Annotated in this window: 16 protein-coding genes and 1 riboswitch; of the genes, 4 read left to right on the top strand and 12 right to left on the bottom strand. The window is 71.5% G+C overall.

The genetic code is table 11. The features are described 5' to 3' along the window. Positions 1-226: 226 nt before the first annotated feature. A complete protein-coding gene (locus JGS22_RS18260) occupies positions 227-1381 on the bottom strand; it encodes a glycosyltransferase family 4 protein (RefSeq protein WP_211039758.1) in 1155 nt (384 codons plus the stop codon). Positions 1382-1429: 48 nt separating this feature from the next. Between JGS22_RS18260 and JGS22_RS18255 the strand changes: the two genes are divergently transcribed. Next, positions 1430-2689, top strand: coding sequence for a glycosyltransferase 87 family protein (locus tag JGS22_RS18255; protein ID WP_211039759.1), 1260 nt, complete (start codon positions 1430-1432; stop codon positions 2687-2689). A gap of 88 nt (positions 2690-2777) precedes the next feature. On the opposite strand, the gene JGS22_RS18250 is transcribed toward JGS22_RS18255, so the two are convergent. The 5 genes from JGS22_RS18250 to JGS22_RS18230 form a co-directional block, all read right to left on the bottom strand. Beyond that, entirely contained in the window at positions 2778-4016 is a 1239-nt protein-coding gene (locus tag JGS22_RS18250; protein ID WP_308405738.1) for a hypothetical protein, read from the bottom strand. 169 nt (positions 4017-4185) lie between these two features. Then, a complete protein-coding gene (locus tag JGS22_RS18245) occupies positions 4186-5202 on the bottom strand; it encodes a C40 family peptidase (RefSeq protein WP_211039760.1) in 1017 nt (338 codons plus the stop codon). Positions 5203-5425: 223 nt separating this feature from the next. Next, the gene (locus JGS22_RS18240) at positions 5426-6457 is read right to left on the bottom strand and encodes a C40 family peptidase (protein ID WP_211039761.1); all 1032 of its coding nucleotides are present in this window, start codon (positions 6455-6457) and stop codon (positions 5426-5428) included. A 325-nt stretch (positions 6458-6782) separates the two neighbouring features. Continuing rightward, complete coding sequence (locus tag JGS22_RS18235; protein WP_372454277.1) at positions 6783-8141, bottom strand: NYN domain-containing protein; 1359 nt, start codon at positions 8139-8141, stop codon at positions 6783-6785. 19 nt (positions 8142-8160) lie between these two features. Next, positions 8161-8400: a hypothetical protein gene (locus tag JGS22_RS18230; protein WP_211039762.1), complete on the bottom strand. Its 240-nt coding sequence runs from the start codon at positions 8398-8400 to the stop codon at positions 8161-8163. A 178-nt stretch (positions 8401-8578) separates the two neighbouring features. On the opposite strand from JGS22_RS18230, the gene JGS22_RS18225 reads away from it, so the two are divergent. Beyond that, on the top strand, positions 8579-9310 hold the full coding sequence (locus tag JGS22_RS18225; RefSeq protein ID WP_211039763.1) for a rhomboid family intramembrane serine protease: 732 nt from the start codon (positions 8579-8581) through the stop codon (positions 9308-9310). After that, positions 9307-9588, top strand: coding sequence for an Lrp/AsnC family transcriptional regulator (locus tag JGS22_RS18220; protein ID WP_211039764.1), 282 nt, complete (start codon positions 9307-9309; stop codon positions 9586-9588). Before JGS22_RS18225 ends, JGS22_RS18220 begins: the two co-directional genes overlap by 4 nt. Positions 9589-9649: 61 nt before the next feature. Here JGS22_RS18220 and JGS22_RS18215 read toward each other — a convergent pair whose 3' ends face one another. The 6 genes from JGS22_RS18215 to ctaE form a co-directional block, all read right to left on the bottom strand. Further along, entirely contained in the window at positions 9650-11137 is a 1488-nt protein-coding gene (locus tag JGS22_RS18215; RefSeq protein ID WP_211039765.1) for an aminotransferase class V-fold PLP-dependent enzyme, read from the bottom strand. A gap of 150 nt (positions 11138-11287) precedes the next feature. Next, positions 11288-11407, bottom strand: a riboswitch (SAM riboswitch). 234 nt (positions 11408-11641) lie between these two features. Then, the gene (trpD, locus tag JGS22_RS18210; RefSeq protein WP_211039766.1) at positions 11642-12706 is read right to left on the bottom strand and encodes an anthranilate phosphoribosyltransferase; all 1065 of its coding nucleotides are present in this window, start codon (positions 12704-12706) and stop codon (positions 11642-11644) included. Positions 12707-12843: 137 nt separating this feature from the next. Further along, positions 12844-14478: a cytochrome bc1 complex cytochrome b subunit gene (qcrB, locus tag JGS22_RS18205; protein WP_211039767.1), complete on the bottom strand. Its 1635-nt coding sequence runs from the start codon at positions 14476-14478 to the stop codon at positions 12844-12846. Next, entirely contained in the window at positions 14475-15539 is a 1065-nt protein-coding gene (qcrA, locus tag JGS22_RS18200) for a cytochrome bc1 complex Rieske iron-sulfur subunit (RefSeq protein WP_211039768.1), read from the bottom strand. Before qcrA ends, qcrB begins: the two co-directional genes overlap by 4 nt. Then, on the bottom strand, positions 15536-16354 hold the full coding sequence (qcrC, locus tag JGS22_RS18195; RefSeq protein ID WP_211039769.1) for a cytochrome bc1 complex diheme cytochrome c subunit: 819 nt from the start codon (positions 16352-16354) through the stop codon (positions 15536-15538). Before qcrC ends, qcrA begins: the two co-directional genes overlap by 4 nt. 80 nt (positions 16355-16434) lie before the next feature. After that, positions 16435-17046, bottom strand: a complete 612-nt coding sequence (gene ctaE, locus JGS22_RS18190) for an aa3-type cytochrome oxidase subunit III (RefSeq protein WP_308405735.1) — start codon at positions 17044-17046, stop codon at positions 16435-16437. A 314-nt stretch (positions 17047-17360) separates the two neighbouring features. Between ctaE and JGS22_RS18185 the strand changes: the two genes are divergently transcribed. Next, positions 17361-17762 carry a hypothetical protein gene (locus JGS22_RS18185; protein ID WP_211039771.1) on the top strand — a complete coding sequence of 134 codons (402 nt, stop codon included), beginning with the start codon at positions 17361-17363 and terminating at the stop codon, positions 17760-17762. Positions 17763-17920: the final 158 nt, after the last annotated feature.

Here is a 17920-nt window from a genome sequence, read left to right as displayed (position 1 = left end):
CGTTCCGCGGCCGGCGCCGGCGCGGGGCACCGAGACGCGTCGTGGCGCGGGCCGCCACCGGGCCGACTCGCCGGGCACGGGCCGAGCGGGCAACTCGCCGAGCGGCCCACCACCCGCCAGGCCATCACCACCCGCAGGCCGTCACCGCCCGCCGCCGGGTCGACGGGCCACCGGGCCACCGCTGCTCGCCGGTGGCGGAGCGGGCGCGGACCGGACGTCCGGGCCGTCAGGGCTCGCGGCGGAGCAGCTCCTTCAGCCGCTCGGCCAGCAGGTCCCGACGCCACTTCTCCTCGACCCAGGCGCGACCGCGCTCCCCCATTCGCCGCCTCAACTCCGCGTCCAGCAGCAGGGTGGCGACCCGCTCGGCCGTCTCCGCCGCGTCGCCGCCGCGCACGACCCAGCCGGTCTCGCCGTCGAGCACCGCGTCCGGGGCGCCGCCGGAGTCGCCGGCGACCACCGGGAGCCCGGTCGCGGAAGCCTCCAGGTAGACGATGCCCAGCCCTTCGACGTCCAGGCCCTTGCGGCGCGTGCGGCAGGGCATGGCGAAGACGTCGCCCGCCCCGTAGTGCGCCGGCAGCTCCTCCCACGGCACCGCACCGGTCATCCGCACCGAGTCGGCAACACCGGTGCGCTCGGCCAGCGCCCGCAGCTTCTGCTCGTACGGTCCGCCGCCCACGATCAGCAGCACGGCGTCGGGCACCCGGGAGAGGATCGCGGGCATGGCCTCGATCAGGGTGTCCTGCCCCTTGCGCGGCACCAGGCGGGACACGCACACGACCACCGGGCGGTCGCTCAGGCCCAGCCGCTCGCGCACCAGGTCGCCGCCGGAGCCGGGGTGGAAGGTCTTCTCGTCCACGCCCGGGGGGAGTTGGGTCATCCGGGCAGCCGCTTGCGGGCTCAGCGCCCGGGCGATCCGCGACCGGGTGTACTCGCCGAGGTAGGTCATGGTGTCCGTCGCGCCGCCGATTCGGCCCAACAGCTGCCGTGCGACGGGCAGTTGGGCCCAGCCCGCCTCGTGCCCGTGGGTCGTCGCCACCAGGCGCTGCGCTCCGGCCCTGCGCAGCGCCGGGGCCATCAGTCCGAGCGGCGCCGCGGCACCGAACCACACCGAGGTGCAGCCGTGCTCGCGCAGCAGCGCGGACGCCCGGCGCGTCACCCGCGGGGTCGGCAACAGCATGGTGGCGCGGTCGCGGACCACGGTGAACGGCTGCTCCGCGTCGAACTTCTCGGCGGCCGCCAGCCCTTCGGCGGTGCGCTTCCAGGTCGAGGCGTAGACGACCAGCCGATCCGGGTCGAGACGGAGCGCCATGCTGTGCAGAAACGCCTGGATTCCACCCGGCCGGGGAGGAAAGTCGTTGGTGACGATCAGGGTCTTTTCCATCAGCGCCGACAGTACCGGGTGGTACGGAGCACCACGTACGGTCGGGGGATGCGTCCGACTCTGCCCGCCCTCCTGACCGCCTGGGCGGCCACCAGGGCCGTGCTGCTGCTCTACGTCCTCCAGGTCCTCACCCTGCCGGGGCCGGTGGTGACCACTGATGTCGAGGTGATCTACCAGGGCTGGTCCGAGGTCCTGCGCACCGGCGTCTTCCCCGAGGACGACGTCACCTGGCAGTACCCGCCGGCCGCCGCGCTGCCCGTGCTCGCGCCCCTGCTGGTGCCGTTCCTGGAGTACGCCCCGGCGTTCTACACGCTCGCCGTGCTCACCGACACCGTCGTCCTCACGCTGCTCCTGCGGGCCGGCCGGGGCAGGGGCCGCAGCCGTGCGGGCGCCTGGCTCTGGGTGGCGGGAGTACCGCTGCTCGGCCCGACCGTCTACGCCCGGTACGACCTGATGGTCACGGCGGTCGCGGTCGCCGCACTGCTGTGCGCGGTGCGCAGACCGAGGGTCGCGGGTGCACTGGTGGCCTTCGGCGCTCTGCTGAAGGTCTGGCCCGCCCTGCTGCTGGCCGGCGCCGCACGTGGCCGCAGCGGCCGACGGATGTGGGGCGCCGCGGTGCTCACCGGACTCGGGGTGGCGGGGGCTTTCGCCCTGGCCATGCCGAACGCGCTGAACTTCCTGACCGCGCAACGCGATCGCGGTGTCGAGGTGGAGTCGCTCGGCGCCCTGGTCTTCCACATCGCCCGCCACTTCGGGTGGGAGGGACGCGTCGAACTGCACTACGGCTCCATGGAGTTCCTCGGACCCCATGTGTCCACCGTCGCCGACCTCTCGCTGCTGCTGAGCCTGGTGGCGTTCGGGTGGCTGCTGTGGTGGCGGGTGCGCGCGGTCGAGTGGACACCCACCACCTGCGCCGACGCCGCGTTCGCCGCGCTGCTGCTGTTCACCGTCACCAGCCGGGTCATCAGCCCGCAGTACATGGTCTGGCTGGTCGGGGTCGCCGCGGTGTGCCTGACGCTCGGGTCCCGGCGTCAGCGGACGCCCGCCCTGCTGGTGCTGGCGGCGACGGGCGCGACTCTGCTGGAGTTCCCGATCTTCTTCGGCGAGGTCGTCACCGGTGAACCCCTGGGCGTGGCCCTGCTGGTGCTGCGCAACGGCCTGCTGGTCGTGGCGGGCGTGGCCTCCTGCCGGGCGCTGTGGCACACCACGGTCACCGCGCCCCGCCGCCGGGCGGCCGAGTCCGCGCCCGACCGCACCGGAGCCGGCACGACGCCGCGTGACGAACGCGACCCGCTGCTCACCCGGTGAGCCCGGCCCCGCTCACCCGGCAGGCCCCTGCCCGGCTCACCGGCAGGCCCCACCGGCGACTCCGGCGGACGCGGCGCCGCGGGAGCGGTCAGCCGAGCTTGTGCCGAACGTACTGCCGCCAGCGAGCGTGGAACTCCTGCTCGTCCACGCCCAGTTCCGCCCGCAGGGCCCGGTCCAGCGCCCCAGGGCCCGGTCGGCCGGCGGCGGCGTAGAACCTCCGCAGGCTCTGCTCGCCCCACTGCTCGGCGACCATCAGCGCGCCCAGCCAACCCGCCTCGTAGGACAGCGCCAGCGCGTGCGCCGGGCCGTCGAAGGCGAAACCGCCGTCGCCCGGCAGCCGCTCGGGCAGCGCGCCCTCCTCCAGGGCAGCGCGCAACCGGGGTGCCGCGCCCGGCAGTTGCGCGTCGGTCCCGCCGTAGCCGATCCAGTCGGCCAGGCCTTCGGAGAGCCACATCGGGGTGGTCTCCGTGGTGGCCTCGCGGGTCGCCACATGGGCGGCCTCGTGGGTCATGACCACCTGCCGCCCGGCCGCGCTCAGGGTGCCGAACGGCCCGGGGTTGACCACGATCCGGTCCGCGGCGCGCCCTCTGCCGTTCTCGCTGGTCGTCACCGCGGCGATGCCGCGATACTGCGCGGGCGCGGCGGACAGCAGCTGCGCCGTACGGTCCAGATCCGCCGGCGCCAGCACCACGATCCGACGCGGCCAGCGGCCCGGCCACAGCGCGCTGACCTCGGGCACGGCGCGGTCGGCGGCCCGCGCCAGGGCGCGCAGCTCGCTCCGGGGCCGCCCGGAGCCGAGCACCAGCGAATGCCTGCCGGTGACGACGTCCAGCCGCCCCTGCTCCCACACCTCGCGGGTCTCGGCGAAGCGGGTGCTGTCGCGGTACCAGCGGCCGTCCCGGGCGACCACGGTCCAGCGCTGGGTGGCAGTGCGCGTGCCCTCGTCGTATCCGCGCAGCCGGTAGCGCAGTTGGGCGACGACCTCGGCCCGGGCCCGGCCGCCGACGGAGCCCTCGGCGAGCGAGACGTCGGCCACTCGGTAGGACCACTGGGACAGCGGCAACCGGCGCACGTTGCGCAGCAGCCGCCGCTCGGTGTTGCGGTAGCGCACCGCCAGGGGGTCCACCGTCTCCAGATAGGCCGCCTCGTCCCCCTCCCGCACGGCCGCCGCCTGGCGGTCCAGCAGGCGCTGCATCCGGTGCTCCGAGGGTGCTTCCAGCAGCGAGGTGACCGCAGGTACGCAGCTGAGCGAGGCCGCCGCGAGTGCAGCCGCCAACAGGCAGAGCAGCACAGGCCGCAGTCGGGCACGGGCGCCGGGCCCGCTCACCGTCCGCGCCGACCGCGTACGCACCCGCCCGGGCCCGATGCCGCTCCCGCTGCACCTGCGCACCGCGAGGGCCCGGCCGCGCCGACGCCCGGCACCGCCCGTACGAACCCCGCAGCTCCCGCCCATCCCGCCGACCACACCGACCCCGCCGTGCCTTCCGCCCGGACCCTCACGGCCGCTGCACCGCGCTCACCGGCATCATCCCGATCGGGTCGTACCGGACCGCGGCGCCCGGGTACGGGGAATGGATCACCTGCCCGCCGCCCGCGTAGAGCGCGACATGGCTGGCGTCGCCGCGGTAGATCACCAGGTCCCCCGGCTGCGCCTGCGCCGGCGGCACCGAACGGCCCACCCCGGCCTGCCCCTGGGAGGTGCGCGGCAGCGCCACGCCGGCCCTGGCGTACGCCCACTGCGTCAGCCCGGAGCAGTCGAACGCCGAGGGGCCGGCCTGCCCCCAGGCGTACGGACGCCCGAGCACGCTCCTGGCGGCTGCCAGCGCGGCGCCCGCCCTGCCTTCCGCAGCCGGGCCCCCCGCGGCGGACGCGGGGCGCACAGCGCCCTCCTGGCGGCTCTCGCGGGCCTCGCGCTCCTCGGCGCTCATCCGGTTCAACAGCCGCTGGGCGGTGGCGAGTCGGCCGCGCACGTCCTTGCGGTGGTCGGCGAGCTCGGTCCTGCGGCGCTCCAACTCCGCCAGGGCCCTCGCGCCTTCCTGCCGGTGCTGGCGCAGCACCCGCTGGGCCCGCTGGAGTTCGGCGAGCCGCCCGGCCGACCGATGCCCGGCCCGCTCCAGCGCGGCGGCGCGCGCGAGGTAGGCGTCCGGCTCGTCGGTGAGCAGCAGGGCGAGGGCGGGGGCGAAACCCGCGGAGCGGTACTGACTTCCTGCGACGGTGCCCAACGAGTCGCGCAGCCTGTTCACTTCGGCCTGGCCGCGTGCCGCGCGGTCCTGGACCCGGCTCAGCTGCCGCTGGAGGCCGCCGACCCGCTCGGCCGCCGCGTTGTACTTCTCGGTGGCGCGCTCGGCGTCCGCGTAGAGAGCATCGAGCGCGGCGGGCGCGTCTTCGGCGGGACGGGCGACGGCCGTACCGCCGCCCAGCGTGGCCGCCGTCGCGGCAGCCGCGGACAGTGCCGTCAGCCCCCTGCCCCGCGGGGTGGACGCCCTGTGTCGTGAGGACCGGTGAGACACCACGGGTGCCGCACTCCTTCCGCCGGCGCTCCCCCGGCGGGAGCGGCGCGAGCAGACAGTAGCGCCGGCTCGACCGGCGTTCCACCGACCGGGCGCCGCCCGGGAACGCCGAAGCCCCGCCGCTGACGCAGGTCACCGACGGGGCGAACGCTTTCGCGACCGCTGCCCCGAATCACCCGTACGAGGGAGATTGACGGGGCCGCGACCGCGGGCAGCGGCGGAGGCGTCAGACGCGGACGCCGAACATGAACGGCATGTTGTTGATCGACTCGTACCGCACGTTGGCGCCGGGCTTGGGCGCGTGCAGGATCTGGCCGTTGCCCGCGTAGAAGCCGACGTGGTGCAGGTCGTTGTAGAAGAACACCAGGTCGCCGGGGGCGAGTTGGCTGCGCGAGATCCGGGTGCCGATGTTGGCCTGCGCCTCGGAGGTGCGCGGGATGGAGACGCCGGCCTGCTGGAAGGCCCAGGAGGTGAGCCCGGAGCAGTCGAAGGAGCTGGGGCCGGTGGCGCCCCAGACGTAGGGCAGGCCGACCTTGCTCTGCGCCGCGCCGTACGCGCTGGACGCCCGGCCGGGCGCGGGGGCCTCGCTGCCGCCGCCGAGATCGGCACGGTCGCCGGCGGCGCGGCTGGCGCGCTCCTCGTCCGCGGCGATCTGCTGGCGCTCCTCGGCGGTGAGCTCGTTCAGCAGCGACCGCGCCTTGCTGAGCTTGCCCTGGATGTCCTTCTTCTTGCTGCCGAGCTCCTTGCGGGTGCTCTCCAGCTGGTCGAGCTTGGTCTTGGCCTCCTTGCGCTGCTGCGCGAGAGACCGCTGCTTGTCCTGGATCTGCTTGAGCTCGCCGGCCTGCTTGCCGCTCATCTGGTCCAGCGTGGCGGCCCGGGAGAGGTAGGAGTCCGGGTCCGCGGAGAGGAAGAGCTGCATCGAGGGGTCGACGGAACCGCTGCGGTACTGCGCGGTCGCCATGGCGCCGAGCCCGTTGCGGAGCTTGTTGAGCTCGGCCTGGCCGCGCGCCACGGAGTCGCGCAGACGCTCCGTCTGCTTCTCCAGCTTGTCGGCCTTCTCCTTGGCTCCGTTGTACTTCTCCGTAGCCGCGGAGGCTTCCTCGTAGAGCTTGTCGACCTTGGCCTTGACTTCCGACTTGGACGCGTTCGGATCAGCCTGGGCGCTCTGAGCGGTGACAGCGACAGCAGCAGCGGCGGTCGCGGTGAGTACGGTCACGCGGGTGCGGCTCGGCTGCTTGGGACGACGGTGGGACGCCACTGGGGCGATCTCCTTCTTCCTCAGCCGCCTGCCAGAAGTTGGGCGCTTCCGGCTCCGCGTGAACGCCGCGGAATCGGCGGTTCCTTCACTGCCGCCCCGGGTGGGCGATCAACCGTGCGAAGGTTCGAGGGAAGACACTAGCCAGCTGCGGAATGCGCTTCAAATCTTCGCGGGAAAAAAGTTGCTTCTGCCGGGAATCCTTTACCAACCTCGTACGGGCAGCGACCACCAACTGACCCTGTGTAGAAGTGAGATGGCTTCGCGGTGACGCGTAACACACCCTCCGCCACCATCCGGGCAGCCCGGCCCATTCGCCCAAAAGGCGTCAGGTACGCCCAAGTCGCTTCAACAGCAGGCTGGAAGGGACCGGCCGCGCACCCGCGGCTGCGACCCCGTCCGCCACCTCCCGGTCGGTCGAGACCACGACCACCGGACGCCCCTTGGGCTCGGCCCGCACCAGACGACGGATCAACTCGTCAGCCGTCTGGCCGGACTTGCTGAACAGCACCCGGACCCCGCGCGGCGGCGCCAGCAGCACCGGCACCGCCAGCTCGGCCCCGTCGAACACACAGGTGACCTCCGCTCCCGACTGCGCCGCCAGCATCGACAGCCCGCCCAGCAGCCGCAGCCGCTGCTTCTCCAGCGGCAGCGACGGGTACCCGGTCTTGGTCACGTTGTAGCCGTCGATCAGCAGATGCACCTGCGGCAGCGCCAGCAACTGGTCCAGCAGCGCCGGGTCCTGCTCCGTCAACGCCCGCTGGGCGATGTCTCCGGGCGTCATCCGCCCCGGTTCGACCGCGTCCACCAGATCCGCCGGGTGCTGGCTGGTGGGCGGCAGCGCCAGCTCGCGCCGCAACCCCTGCGCCGCGTCGAGCACGGTGTCCAGCAGCAGCCGCACCCGCATGTCCTCGACGCTGCGCCCTTCCCGCACGGCCCGGCGGCCGGCCTCCAGCGCCGCCTCGGCCTCCTCCGCGCGCGTCCTCAGCCGCCGTGCCTCACTGTCGGCGGCGGTGCGGTGGTGGGCCAACCGCCCGCGCAGCTCCTCGGACTCCGCGTGCGCCTTGCGCACCGCGGCCTCGCCCCGCTTCACGTCGCTCAGCGCGCTGCGCAGCTTGCGGTGCAGCGCGTCGTTCTCCTTGCGCGCCGCCTCCAGATCCGCCTTCACCCGCACGGTCTCGTCCCGGGCGGCACTCTGAGCCTGCGTCAACTCCTCGCGCAGCCGGGCCGCTTCGCGAGCGGCCTCCTCGCCGGCCCGCTCCGCCTCGGCCCGCTCGGCCTCTCCGCCGGCGGCCTCCACCAGCTCGCCCCAGCCCGGTGGCCGCAACAGGTACGCGAGCGCAGCCACGTCGACCGGGTCGGCGGCGGGCGGCAGCGCACCCGCGTTCAACGCCTCGGCCAGCGCCGGGAACTCCTCGCGCTGGTGGTCGGCGATACGCCCACGGAAGACCGCGTCGCTCTCCAGCGCGGCGGCCATCGCGTTGCCGCCGAACCGCGCCCGGCGCGAGGGCGTGAAACGGGCGTACTGCCGCAACGACGCGGGCAGTTCGGAGACGGTCATCCCTCCGAGCGCGTCGTCGGTCAGCGCCACCACCTTCCGCCGGACTTTCTCCGGCAGGGGGCGCCGCGGCTCCTCGGACGGCTGCCGGTCCTCGTGGGCCGGCTCACCGCCTGTCCGTTCCTCCACCTCTCACACCGCCGCCCGCTCAGACCTGCGCGCCGGGCCGGTCGACCAGCTCCACCCGGTCGACGGCGTCGCACCAGCGGCAGCGCACGGACTCGACGGATTCGCGCAGCACTTCGCGCTCCTCGACGGTGGGCTCACCCGCGAGGTCGAGGTGGACGTACTCCACGACCCTGCTGCTGCGCGTGACGTCGAAGCGGGTGAGATTCCCGCACAGCGTGCAGCGCCAACGGGTCTGCGCCGTGGGCTCGGGGACCGTCATGGCTCGTCCTTCACTTTCGCGATGTGTGCGCGGCACGCCGACTGTGCCCGACCGGCGGGCCGCCGCGGACTGCACTGTTCCGCTCGGTTCGGCTCTCTGTGCCGCAAACCCTACGGCCTGTGGTGCGGCGCGTGTGTCGGCACGGCTGGTCCGTGGCCGAGCCGTCATCATCCACCCCATGCCGCGTACCCCGGGGAGCAACCTGATCGGACAACTGGCCGGACAACCCGTCGCCACCTACGGGCTGGCCGCCGTGAGCGTGGCGCTCTTCCTGCTCGGGCCCGCCTCCGGCTTCACCACCGTGCACGGCGAGGGCGCCGAGCTGCGGGCGGCGCAACTGTCGTACTTCCAGCAGTGGGGCGTGGTCCCGGTACGGCTGTGGGACGGCGGCCTGCGCGCCTGGACCACTCCGCTGACCGCACTCTTCCTGCACGGCAACTGGTTCCACCTGCTCGGCAACGTGCTCTTCCTGCTCGTCTTCGGCCACCTCGTCGAGGAGCGGACAGGCCTGCTGCGCTTCCTGTGCGCCTATCTGTGCGTCGGGTACGCCGCCACGGTGGTCTACGCCGTCGCCCACCCCGACTCCTCGGAGTCGCTCGTCGGGGCCTCCGGCGCGATCTCCGGCGTGCTCGGCGCCTTCCTGTACCTCTTCCCGCGCGCACGGGTCACCAGCGTCTACCCCTTCCTCTTCTTCCTCCCGCTGCGGCTGCCCGCCTGGCTGGTGCTGGTCTTCTGGGTCTCGCTGCAGTGGCTGGCACTGCGGATCGGCACCGAGGGCCCCGGGGTCGCCCACCTCGCCCACGTCGCGGGATTCGCCATGGGCTTCATCTGGGCGTGGGTCTGGTCCCGCGGACGCAGGAGTAGGGTGAGCACGCCGGCTCAGGCGACCGAGGGAGAGGCAAGAACGTGATCACTTCGATCGTGCTCATCAAGACCAGCACCGACCGCATTCCCGAGATCGCCGAGCAGATCGCCGCGCTGGAAGGTGTCAGTGAGGTCTACTCGGTGACCGGCGCGCACGATCTGATCGCGATGGTCCGGGTGGCGCGGCACGACGACCTGGCCGAGGTGATCCCCGGCCGGATCAGCAAGGTGCCCGGCGTGGAGGCCACCGAGACGCACATCGCCTTCCGCACGTACTCCCAGCACGACCTCGAAGCGGCCTTCGCCATCGGGCTGGACGCCTGACGCAGCGCCGAAGGCGGAGGCAGACCGGCCCCTCCGCATTGCCGGCCTGCCTCCGCGTTGGTCAGTGTGCCGTCTTCTCGCCGGTCGGAGCGTTGCGACGCGGCGCCGACGCCACGTCCGGCACACAGCGCCCCTCCTCCGTGCGGTAGTTCAGCTTCGCTCCCTCACGGACCAACTCCCGCACCGCCGCGACGAATCGGTCGATGTGCTCGTCCGGGGTGCCGACCCCGAAACTCACCCGTACGGCGTTCAGCGACCGCTCCCCCGGCGCCGCCTCGGGCGCGCCGCACTCACCGGGGTCCGCGTCCTCGGCGCCGAGGAGGGCCCGCAGCAGCGGATGGGCGCAGAACAGCCCGTCGCGGACCCCGATGCCGTGCTCGGCCGAGAGCGCCGCGGCGAAGTGCGAGCTGTTCCAGCCCTCGACCACGAAGGAGACCACGCCCACGCGCGGCGCGTCGGGACCGAAGAGCGAGAGAACCCGCACCTCGGGCAGTTCGGCCAGCCCCCGGCGCAGCCGCCGGAGCAACTCCCGCTCCCTGGCGACGATCCGGTCGAAACCGGCCTCTGCCAGCGCCCGGCAGGCCGAGGCGATCGAGTACGCGCCGATGACGTTCGGCGAACCGGCCTCGTGCCGGGCGGCGGTCGTCTGCCACTCGACGGCCAGCTCCCCGTCCGCCTCCCGCGACACCTTGCGGCTGGCACCGCCGCCGGCGAGGTAGGGCTGCGCCGCGCGCAGCCAGTCCGACCGGCCTGCGAGCACCCCGGCACCGAAGGGCGCGTACAGCTTGTGGCCGGAGAAGGCGATCCAGTCCACGTCCAACTCGCCGATGTCCACAGGGTGGTGGGGTACCAGCTGCGCGGCGTCCAGGACGATACGGGCGTCGTGCCGGTGCGCGACCTCGGCCAGTTCGGCGACCGGCCAGAACTCACCGGTGACGTTGGAGGCTCCCGTCACACAGACCAGTCGGGGCCCCTGCGGCGCCGAGGCCAGCGCGTCGGCCAGCAGCTCCACCGCCTGCCCGGGCGTGCGCGGCGCACCGAGCACCTGCGTCGTGTGGTCGCGCCAGGGCAGCAGCGAGGCGTGGTGCTCGGTCTCGAAGACGAAGACCCGGGTGCCCTGCGGCAGCGCTGCGGCCAGCAGGTTCAGCGAGTCGGTGGTGGAGCGGGTGAAGACCACCTGGTCCGCCTCTTCGGCCGGCGCGCCCTCGGCGGCCGGGCGGCAGCCGACGAACCGCGCGACGGCGGCCCGGCTCTGCTCGAAGAGGTCGGTGGAGAGCTGCGAGAGGTACCCGGCGCCGCGGTGGACGCTGCCGTAGTACGGGGCGTAAGCGGACACGTCGTCCCACACCCGGCCGAGCGCGGGGGCGCTTGCCGCGTAGTCCAGCGCGGCGTACTCGATCTCGCCGCCGGCGGCGAGCGGGACCCGGATGCCGTCGCCCAGCACGGGCAGCACCGGGGTGCCGGGGACGCCGACGGACTGAGCGGAACGGCCGTCCGCCCGGGGACATTCGGCGAGCTGGGCGGAAGCGGGCACGGAGGAAACAGACATCAGGAGATCTCCCGGAAAGGGCGAGGAAGTCCCGGCAGGAGGACGCACCGCGGAAGGATGACGTCGGCTCCGGCCCGGGTGTGGTGAAGGGCGGGCGGCTGTCGGGGCGTGCAGCCCTACCGCATTCGCTGATTCATCGACGTACTCCCTCGACCGCGCTTGCCGCAGACCTTGCTGTCGTGCGGCCTGGTCATCACCCGGAGCACCCCGCCACGGACGGAGGGTTGCCGGACAGCAGGCCGGGGCCTTCTCACGCTGTCACTCGTGACCTGAAACGTGAGTCTGCCACACAGCCGCCGCCGGGAACACCCGGTCCGTATTCCGGACCGAACCGGCCGCCCGCGCGGCCCCCGCGAGGCTCGCCGTACCCGCTGCCCGTACCGGAGCGCGCCAATGCGGGCAGCGGCGCGAACGGCCGCGGGGGCGGCGAACCACCGTTCGCCGCCCCCGCTCACACTTGCCCGCGCCGCACCGTCGCCCTCCGGGCAACCCGCCGTACGGCCCTCAGCGGTGGCTGGCCGCCACCCAGCGCTCCAGCGCGCTCCGCGCTGCACCCGAGTCGATGGACTCGGCCGCCTTCGCCATTCCTGCCGCGATCCGCTCGTGCAGCCCCTCCGCCGTCGGCTCCAACGCGGCAAGTGCCGCGGCGGAGTTGAGCAGCACCGCGTCGCGCACCGGCCCGTGTTCGCCCTCCAGCAGCCGCCGGGCGACATCCGCGTTGTACGCCGCGTCCGCGCCGCGCAGCGCCTCGATGGGCACCAGCTCGACGCCCACCTTCCGCGGGTCGAAGGACTCCTGCCGCACTTCGCCGCCCTCGACGATCCAGACCGTGGAGGTGCCGGTGGTGGTCAGCTCGTCGAGCCCGTCGTCGCCGCGGAAGACCAGGGCCGAGGTGCCGCGGCGGGCGAGCACCCCCGCGAGGATCGGTGCCATACGGGCGTCCGCGACCCCGGTCGCCTGCGCCTGCACCCGGGCGGGATTGGTCAGCGGGCCGAGGAAATTGAACGTGGTCGGAATCCCCAACTCCCGCCGTGTACCGGCGACATGACGCAGCGACGGGTGGAACTTCACCGCGAAGCAGAAGCTGATGCCGGCCTCGGAGGCGACCTCGGCGACCCGCTCCGGGCTCAACTCCAGGTTCACGCCCAGCTTCTCCAGCACGTCGGAGGAGCCGCTGGCGGAGGAGGAGGCGCGGTTTCCGTGCTTGACGACCCTGGCGCCGGTCCCGGCGACCACGATCGCCGACATGGTGGAGATGTTGACCGTACGGGCCCGGTCGCCGCCGGTGCCGACGATGTCCACCGTGGCGCCGGGGACCTCGATGGTGTTGGCGTGCTCGTACATCGTGCGCACCAGGCCCGAGACCTCCTCCACGGTCTCGCCCTTGGCGCGCAGCGCGACCGCGAACCCGGCGATCTGCGCGTTGGTGGCCTCTCCGCGCATGATCCGGTCCATCGCCCAGGCCGTCGCATCGGCGCTCAGATCTTCACCCGCGAGCAGGCTGCTCAGGACGTCCGGCCAGGAGCGCTCGGCCACGGTGTCGCCTCCGACTGGGGTCCCAGCACTCATCGCTCACGCTCCGGGTAAGTCGATCCCTGTGAATGCCCGCCACCCTATCGAGGGTGGGCGAACAGCGCTGAGCCCCCGTCCAAGGAACGGACGGGGGCTCGGCTGTGTGGCGTGAAAGCGGCGCTGCCGCCCGGAAATCAGTGGTGGCCGTGGCCGCTCATGATCTCCTTGTACTCCTCCGGCGTCGCCTTCGGCACCTGGCCGTGGTCACCGAAGTAACCGCGGCTGATGCGCACCCGCACCTTCTCGATGATGCCGGGCCGACTCTCGACACCGTTCTTGTCGACGGCCGGCGGCAGTTCGGCCGCCTCGTACTGGTGGTGCTGCGTCAGCAGGTGCAGCTGCTCCGGCGGCAGCGGCTCGTGCACCTCCACGAACTCACCGTGCGGCAGCCGCTTGATGATGCCGGTCTCGCGACCGTGCAGCACCTTGTCGCGATCCCTGCGCTGGAGCCCCAGGCAGATCCGGCGCGTGATCATGAAGACCACGACCGGCACCACGAAGAAGCCGATTCGGACGAACCAGGTGATCGTGTTGATCGACAGGTCGAAGAAGATCGCCCAGAGGTCGTTTCCACCGCCGACCAGCAGCACGAAGTAGACGCTGATCCAGGCTGCGCCGAAGGCGGTGCGGGTGGGAACGTTGCGCGGGCGGTCCAGCAGGTGGTGCTCGCGCTGGTCCTTGGTCACCCACGACTCGAAGAACGGGTAGACCGCGATCGCGCCGAGCACTGCGGGCAGGAGCATCAGCGGGATGAACACACCGAAGTTGATGGTGTGGCCGGTCGGGATGACCCACTCCCATGCCGGCATGGCCCGGATCAGTCCCTCGGAGAAGCCCATGTACCAGTCGGGCTGGGCGTTGGTGGAGATCTTGTCCGGCCGGTACGGCCCGAGCACCCAGACCGCGTTGATGGTGAACGTCGCCGAGATCATGGAGATCACGCCGAACACCAGGAAGAAGAAGCCGCCGGCCTTGGCCATGTAGATCGGCATCAGCGGGTAGCCGACGACGTTGTTGTTCGTACGGCCGGGGCCCGGGTACTGGGTGTGCTTGTGGTAGAAGACCAGGATCAGGTGGGCCACCACGAGACCGAGCATGATGCCCGGCAGCAGCAGCACATGGATGGCGAAGAACCTCGGGATGATGTCCGTTCCGGGGAACTCCCCGCCGAACAGGAACATAGCCATGTACGTGCCGACCAGCGGCACCGCGAGGATCGCGCCCTCCATGAAGCGGATACCGGTGCCGGAGAGCAGGTCGTCCGGCAGTGAGTAGCCCGTCAGACCGGTGAACATGCCGAGGACCAGCAGCAGGAAGCCGAACAGCCAGTTCAGCTCGCGCGGCTTGCGGAACGCACCGGTGAAGAACACCCGCATCATGTGGACGAACATCGCGACCAGGAAGATCAGCGCCGCCCAGTGGTGGATCTGCCGCATCAGCAGACCACCGCGCACGTCGAAGCTGATGTCCAGCGTCGAGGCGTACGCCTCCGACATCAGCACGCCCTGCATCGGCACGTAGCTGCCGTGGTAGTGCACCTCGGCCATGCTCGGCTTGAAGAACAGGGTCAGGTAGACGCCGGTGAGCAGAATGATGATGAACGAGTAGAGCGCGATCTCACCGAGCAGGAACGACCAGTGGTCGGGGAAGACCTTGCGCAGGTTCTTCTTCGCACCGCCGTAGATCCCGAGGCGTCCATCCGCCCAGTCGGCCACCCGCTCGCCGGCGGGGGCCTTGCCCCGGCTCTGGGTTTCAGTCTTGGTACTCATCCGCGCTCCCAGAAGCTCGGCCCGACGGGCTCGGCGAAGTCGCCTTCTGCCACGAGTTCACCGTCGTTGTTGACGTTGATGTTCAGCTGCGGCAGCGGGTGGCCGGCCGGGCCGAAGATCACCCGTGCGCCGTCGGTGAGGTCGAACGTCGACTGGTGGCAGGGGCACAGCACGTGGTGCGTCTGCTGCTCGTAGAGGCTGACCGGGCAGCCGACGTGCGTGCAGATCTTGGAGTACGCCACGATGCCCTCGTGGGACCAGTCGAGCTCCTGCTTGTCCTTGATGTCCTTCGGTTCCAGACGGACGAGCATCAGCGCGGCCTTGGCGATCTCGTGCATGAACTCGTGGCTGTCGTCCTCCAGGCCGTCCGGCTTGGCGAAGACGAGAGAGCCCACCGTGATGTCCTCGGGACGAAGCGGCTCACCGGTGTTCTGGTTGATGAGCCGAAGGCCCTTCTTCCACATGGTGCGCCGGAGCTTGTCCTCCGGAAGCGGGCCGAGGTCGCGCAGCAGCACCACACCGGAGAGCGGCACCAGCGCCAGCGCACCGATCATGGTGTTGCGGATCAGCTTGCGACGGCCGAGGCCCGAGTCGGCTGCGCCCTGCGAGAACTCCTCGATGGCGGCGGCCTTGGTCTCCGGCGACGCCGCGATCGGGTGCCGCTCCTGGACGTGCTCCTCGCCGCTCATCAGCGTCCGCGACCAGTGCACCGCACCGGCACCGATGCAGAACAGCGCGATGCCCAGGCTCAGTCCGAGCGAGAAGTTCAGCGCGGAGATGTGGCCCAGCGGGAACAGATAGAAGATCTTGTCGACCGGGAAGGCCACGAACGAGGCGATGAAGGCGATCGTCGCCAGCATCGACACGATGAAGAACATGGCGACGGTGCGCTCGGAGCGCTTGGCCGCGCGCTCGTCGATGTCCTGGACGCGCGGCTCGTGATGCGGAATACCGGGGTCGGCGAAGGGGTTCTCGTCCACCTCCGCGACAGCGGTCGAATCCTGCGCCGAAGGCAGGTGCTTCTCTGACACGTCTTTGTGAGATCCAGTCTGGCTACTCATGACTTCCTGGCCTTGGCGTTGCGGGCCGCGATCCAGACGGTGATTCCGATGAGGATCGCCAGCACGATGGTCCAGGCGAACATGCCTTCGGAGACCGGGCCGAAGCCGCCGAGACCGAACCCGCCGGGGCTCTCGGACTCGGAGGAGTTGACCTTCTCCAGATAGGCGATGATCTGCCGCTTCTCCTTCTCCGGCATCACCGTGTCGGGGAAGGCGGGCATGTTCTGCGGCCCTGTCTCCATGGCCTCGTAGATGTGCTTGGGGCTGACGCCGTCCAACCCCGGGGCGTACTTGCCCTTCGTCAGCGCGCCTCCCTCACCGGTGAAGTTGTGGCACTGCGCGCAGTTCTGCCGGAAGAGGTCGCCACCGGCGGCGATCTCCTCGTTGTCCAGCCCCTCAGTGCTGTACTGCTCCTTGCCGGGCACCGTGGGTCCCGCACCGAGCGAAGCGACGTACGCCGCCAGCTGACGGGTCTCCTCGTTGTTGTAGACCGCCGGCTTCGCGGGGGCCTGCACACCCGGCGCCTGCATCGGCATACGGCCGGTGCCGACCTGGAAGTCGACCGCCGCCGCTCCCACGCCGACCAGGCTCGGGCCGTCGGAGGTGCCCTGGCCGCCGGTGCCGTGACAGCTGTTGCAGCCGACGGCGTAGAGCTTCTTGCCCTCCTTGATGTCGAGGGACTGGTTCGACTTCTCGGCCTTGGCCTCACCCGCAGGAGCGAACGCGGCGTACAGCCCCCCGGTGGCCGCCAGCGCGAAGAGTAGAACGACGATCGCCGCCAGCGGATGGCGCCGTCGTGCGGAGAGCTTTTTCACGGATTACCCCGGTGTCAGGATCTGCTGCGTCGATACTTCTGAGCAGTGTCTGTCGATACGTCTTGCGGGCGCGCGCCTGATTACTTGATCAGGTAGATCGTGGCAAACAGGCCGATCCACACGACATCGACGAAGTGCCAGTAGTAGGACACGACGATGGCCGCGGTGGCCTGGTGGTGGGTGAAGCGCCGCGCCATGTACGTCCTGCCGAGGACGAACAGGAACGCGATCAGCCCGCCTGCCACGTGGAGCCCGTGGAAGCCGGTCGTCATGTAGAAGACCGAGCCGTACGGGTCCGACGAGAGGGAGAGGCCCTCGTGCTTGACCAGTTCCGCGTACTCGAAGATCTGACCTCCGATGAAGACGGACCCCATGATGAACGTGACCACGAACCAGCTGCGCAGCTTCTTCACGTCACCGCGCTCGGCGGCGAAGACGCCGAGCTGACAGGTGAGTGAGGAGAGCACCAGGATCGTGGTGTTCGTCAGTGCGAACGGGAGGTTGAGCAGGTCGGACTTCTCCGTCCAGTACTCGGCTCCCATCACCGATCGCAGGGTGAAGTACATCGCGAAGAGGGCCGCGAAGAACATCAGCTCGGAACTCAACCAGATGATGGTTCCGACGCTGGTGAGGTTCGGCCGATTGACCGATGGGTGCGCGTGCCCGGTTTCTACTGCAGTTGCTGTCGCCACGCCGACATTATGTCGGTCGCTTATTCCGTCCTCACTTCGGGGGGTGCTCTTCGGTGTGTCCATCCCCCGTGGGCTGCGCAAACGCCCGGGAGCACCGGCCACAGAAGGTGGTTCCGGACGGTGTTGACGGGGCGCCAGAGGGAGTAGCATCCCGGGCACGCGCATCGTGGCGCGCGCGGTGACCGACCGGACGGCCTGCGAGCAGGTGCGGGCCGGCCCCGTCCCACCGACCGCCACGCGCCGCGTACTTGACACTCACGACGTCTCGCACCGCCGGACCAGGCGGCGACCCGGTACGACAACGCGGAGGAACGATGCAGTCCACGGCCACGGTGCTGGTCTACAGCGACGATGCGAGCACCCGCGAGCAGGTGCGCCTGGCAGTCGGTCGGCGCCCGGCCGCGGACGCCCCGAGCGTGGAGTACGTGGAGTGCGCCACACTTCCGGCTGTCCTGAGCGAGCTGGAGAAGGGCGGGATCGACGTCTGCGTGCTGGACGGCGAGGCGGCGCCCGCCGGCGGCATGGGCGTGGGTCGGCAGATCAAGGACGAGATCTACAACTGCCCGCCCGTACTGCTGCTCATCGGCCGCCCGCAGGACGCCTGGCTGGCGACCTGGAGCCGCGCCGAGGCCGTGGTGGCCCACCCGCTGGACCCGGTCGCCCTCGCCGACGCCCTGGCCGGTCTGCTGCGCGGGGACGTCAACAGCGCCGCCTGAGGCCCTGCGCGCACCTCGCGCCCCCTGGGCACCGCCGCCGGCAGGCCGGCGGCGAGGGAACCACTCGCGGGGCCCGTGCCGCGGACCGGCCCCCGCACAGGGCCGCACTCGACAGGTGCGCGGCACGACAGAACTGGGCGCGACCGTCCCCGTGGACG

It is taken from the genome of Streptomyces tardus (assembly GCF_018101125.2).
Classification (GTDB): Bacteria; Actinomycetota; Actinomycetes; order Streptomycetales; family Streptomycetaceae; genus Streptomyces; species Streptomyces tardus.
The sequence above is the reverse complement of the archived record's forward strand: the minus strand, read 5'-3'. Positions and strand labels throughout refer to the sequence as shown.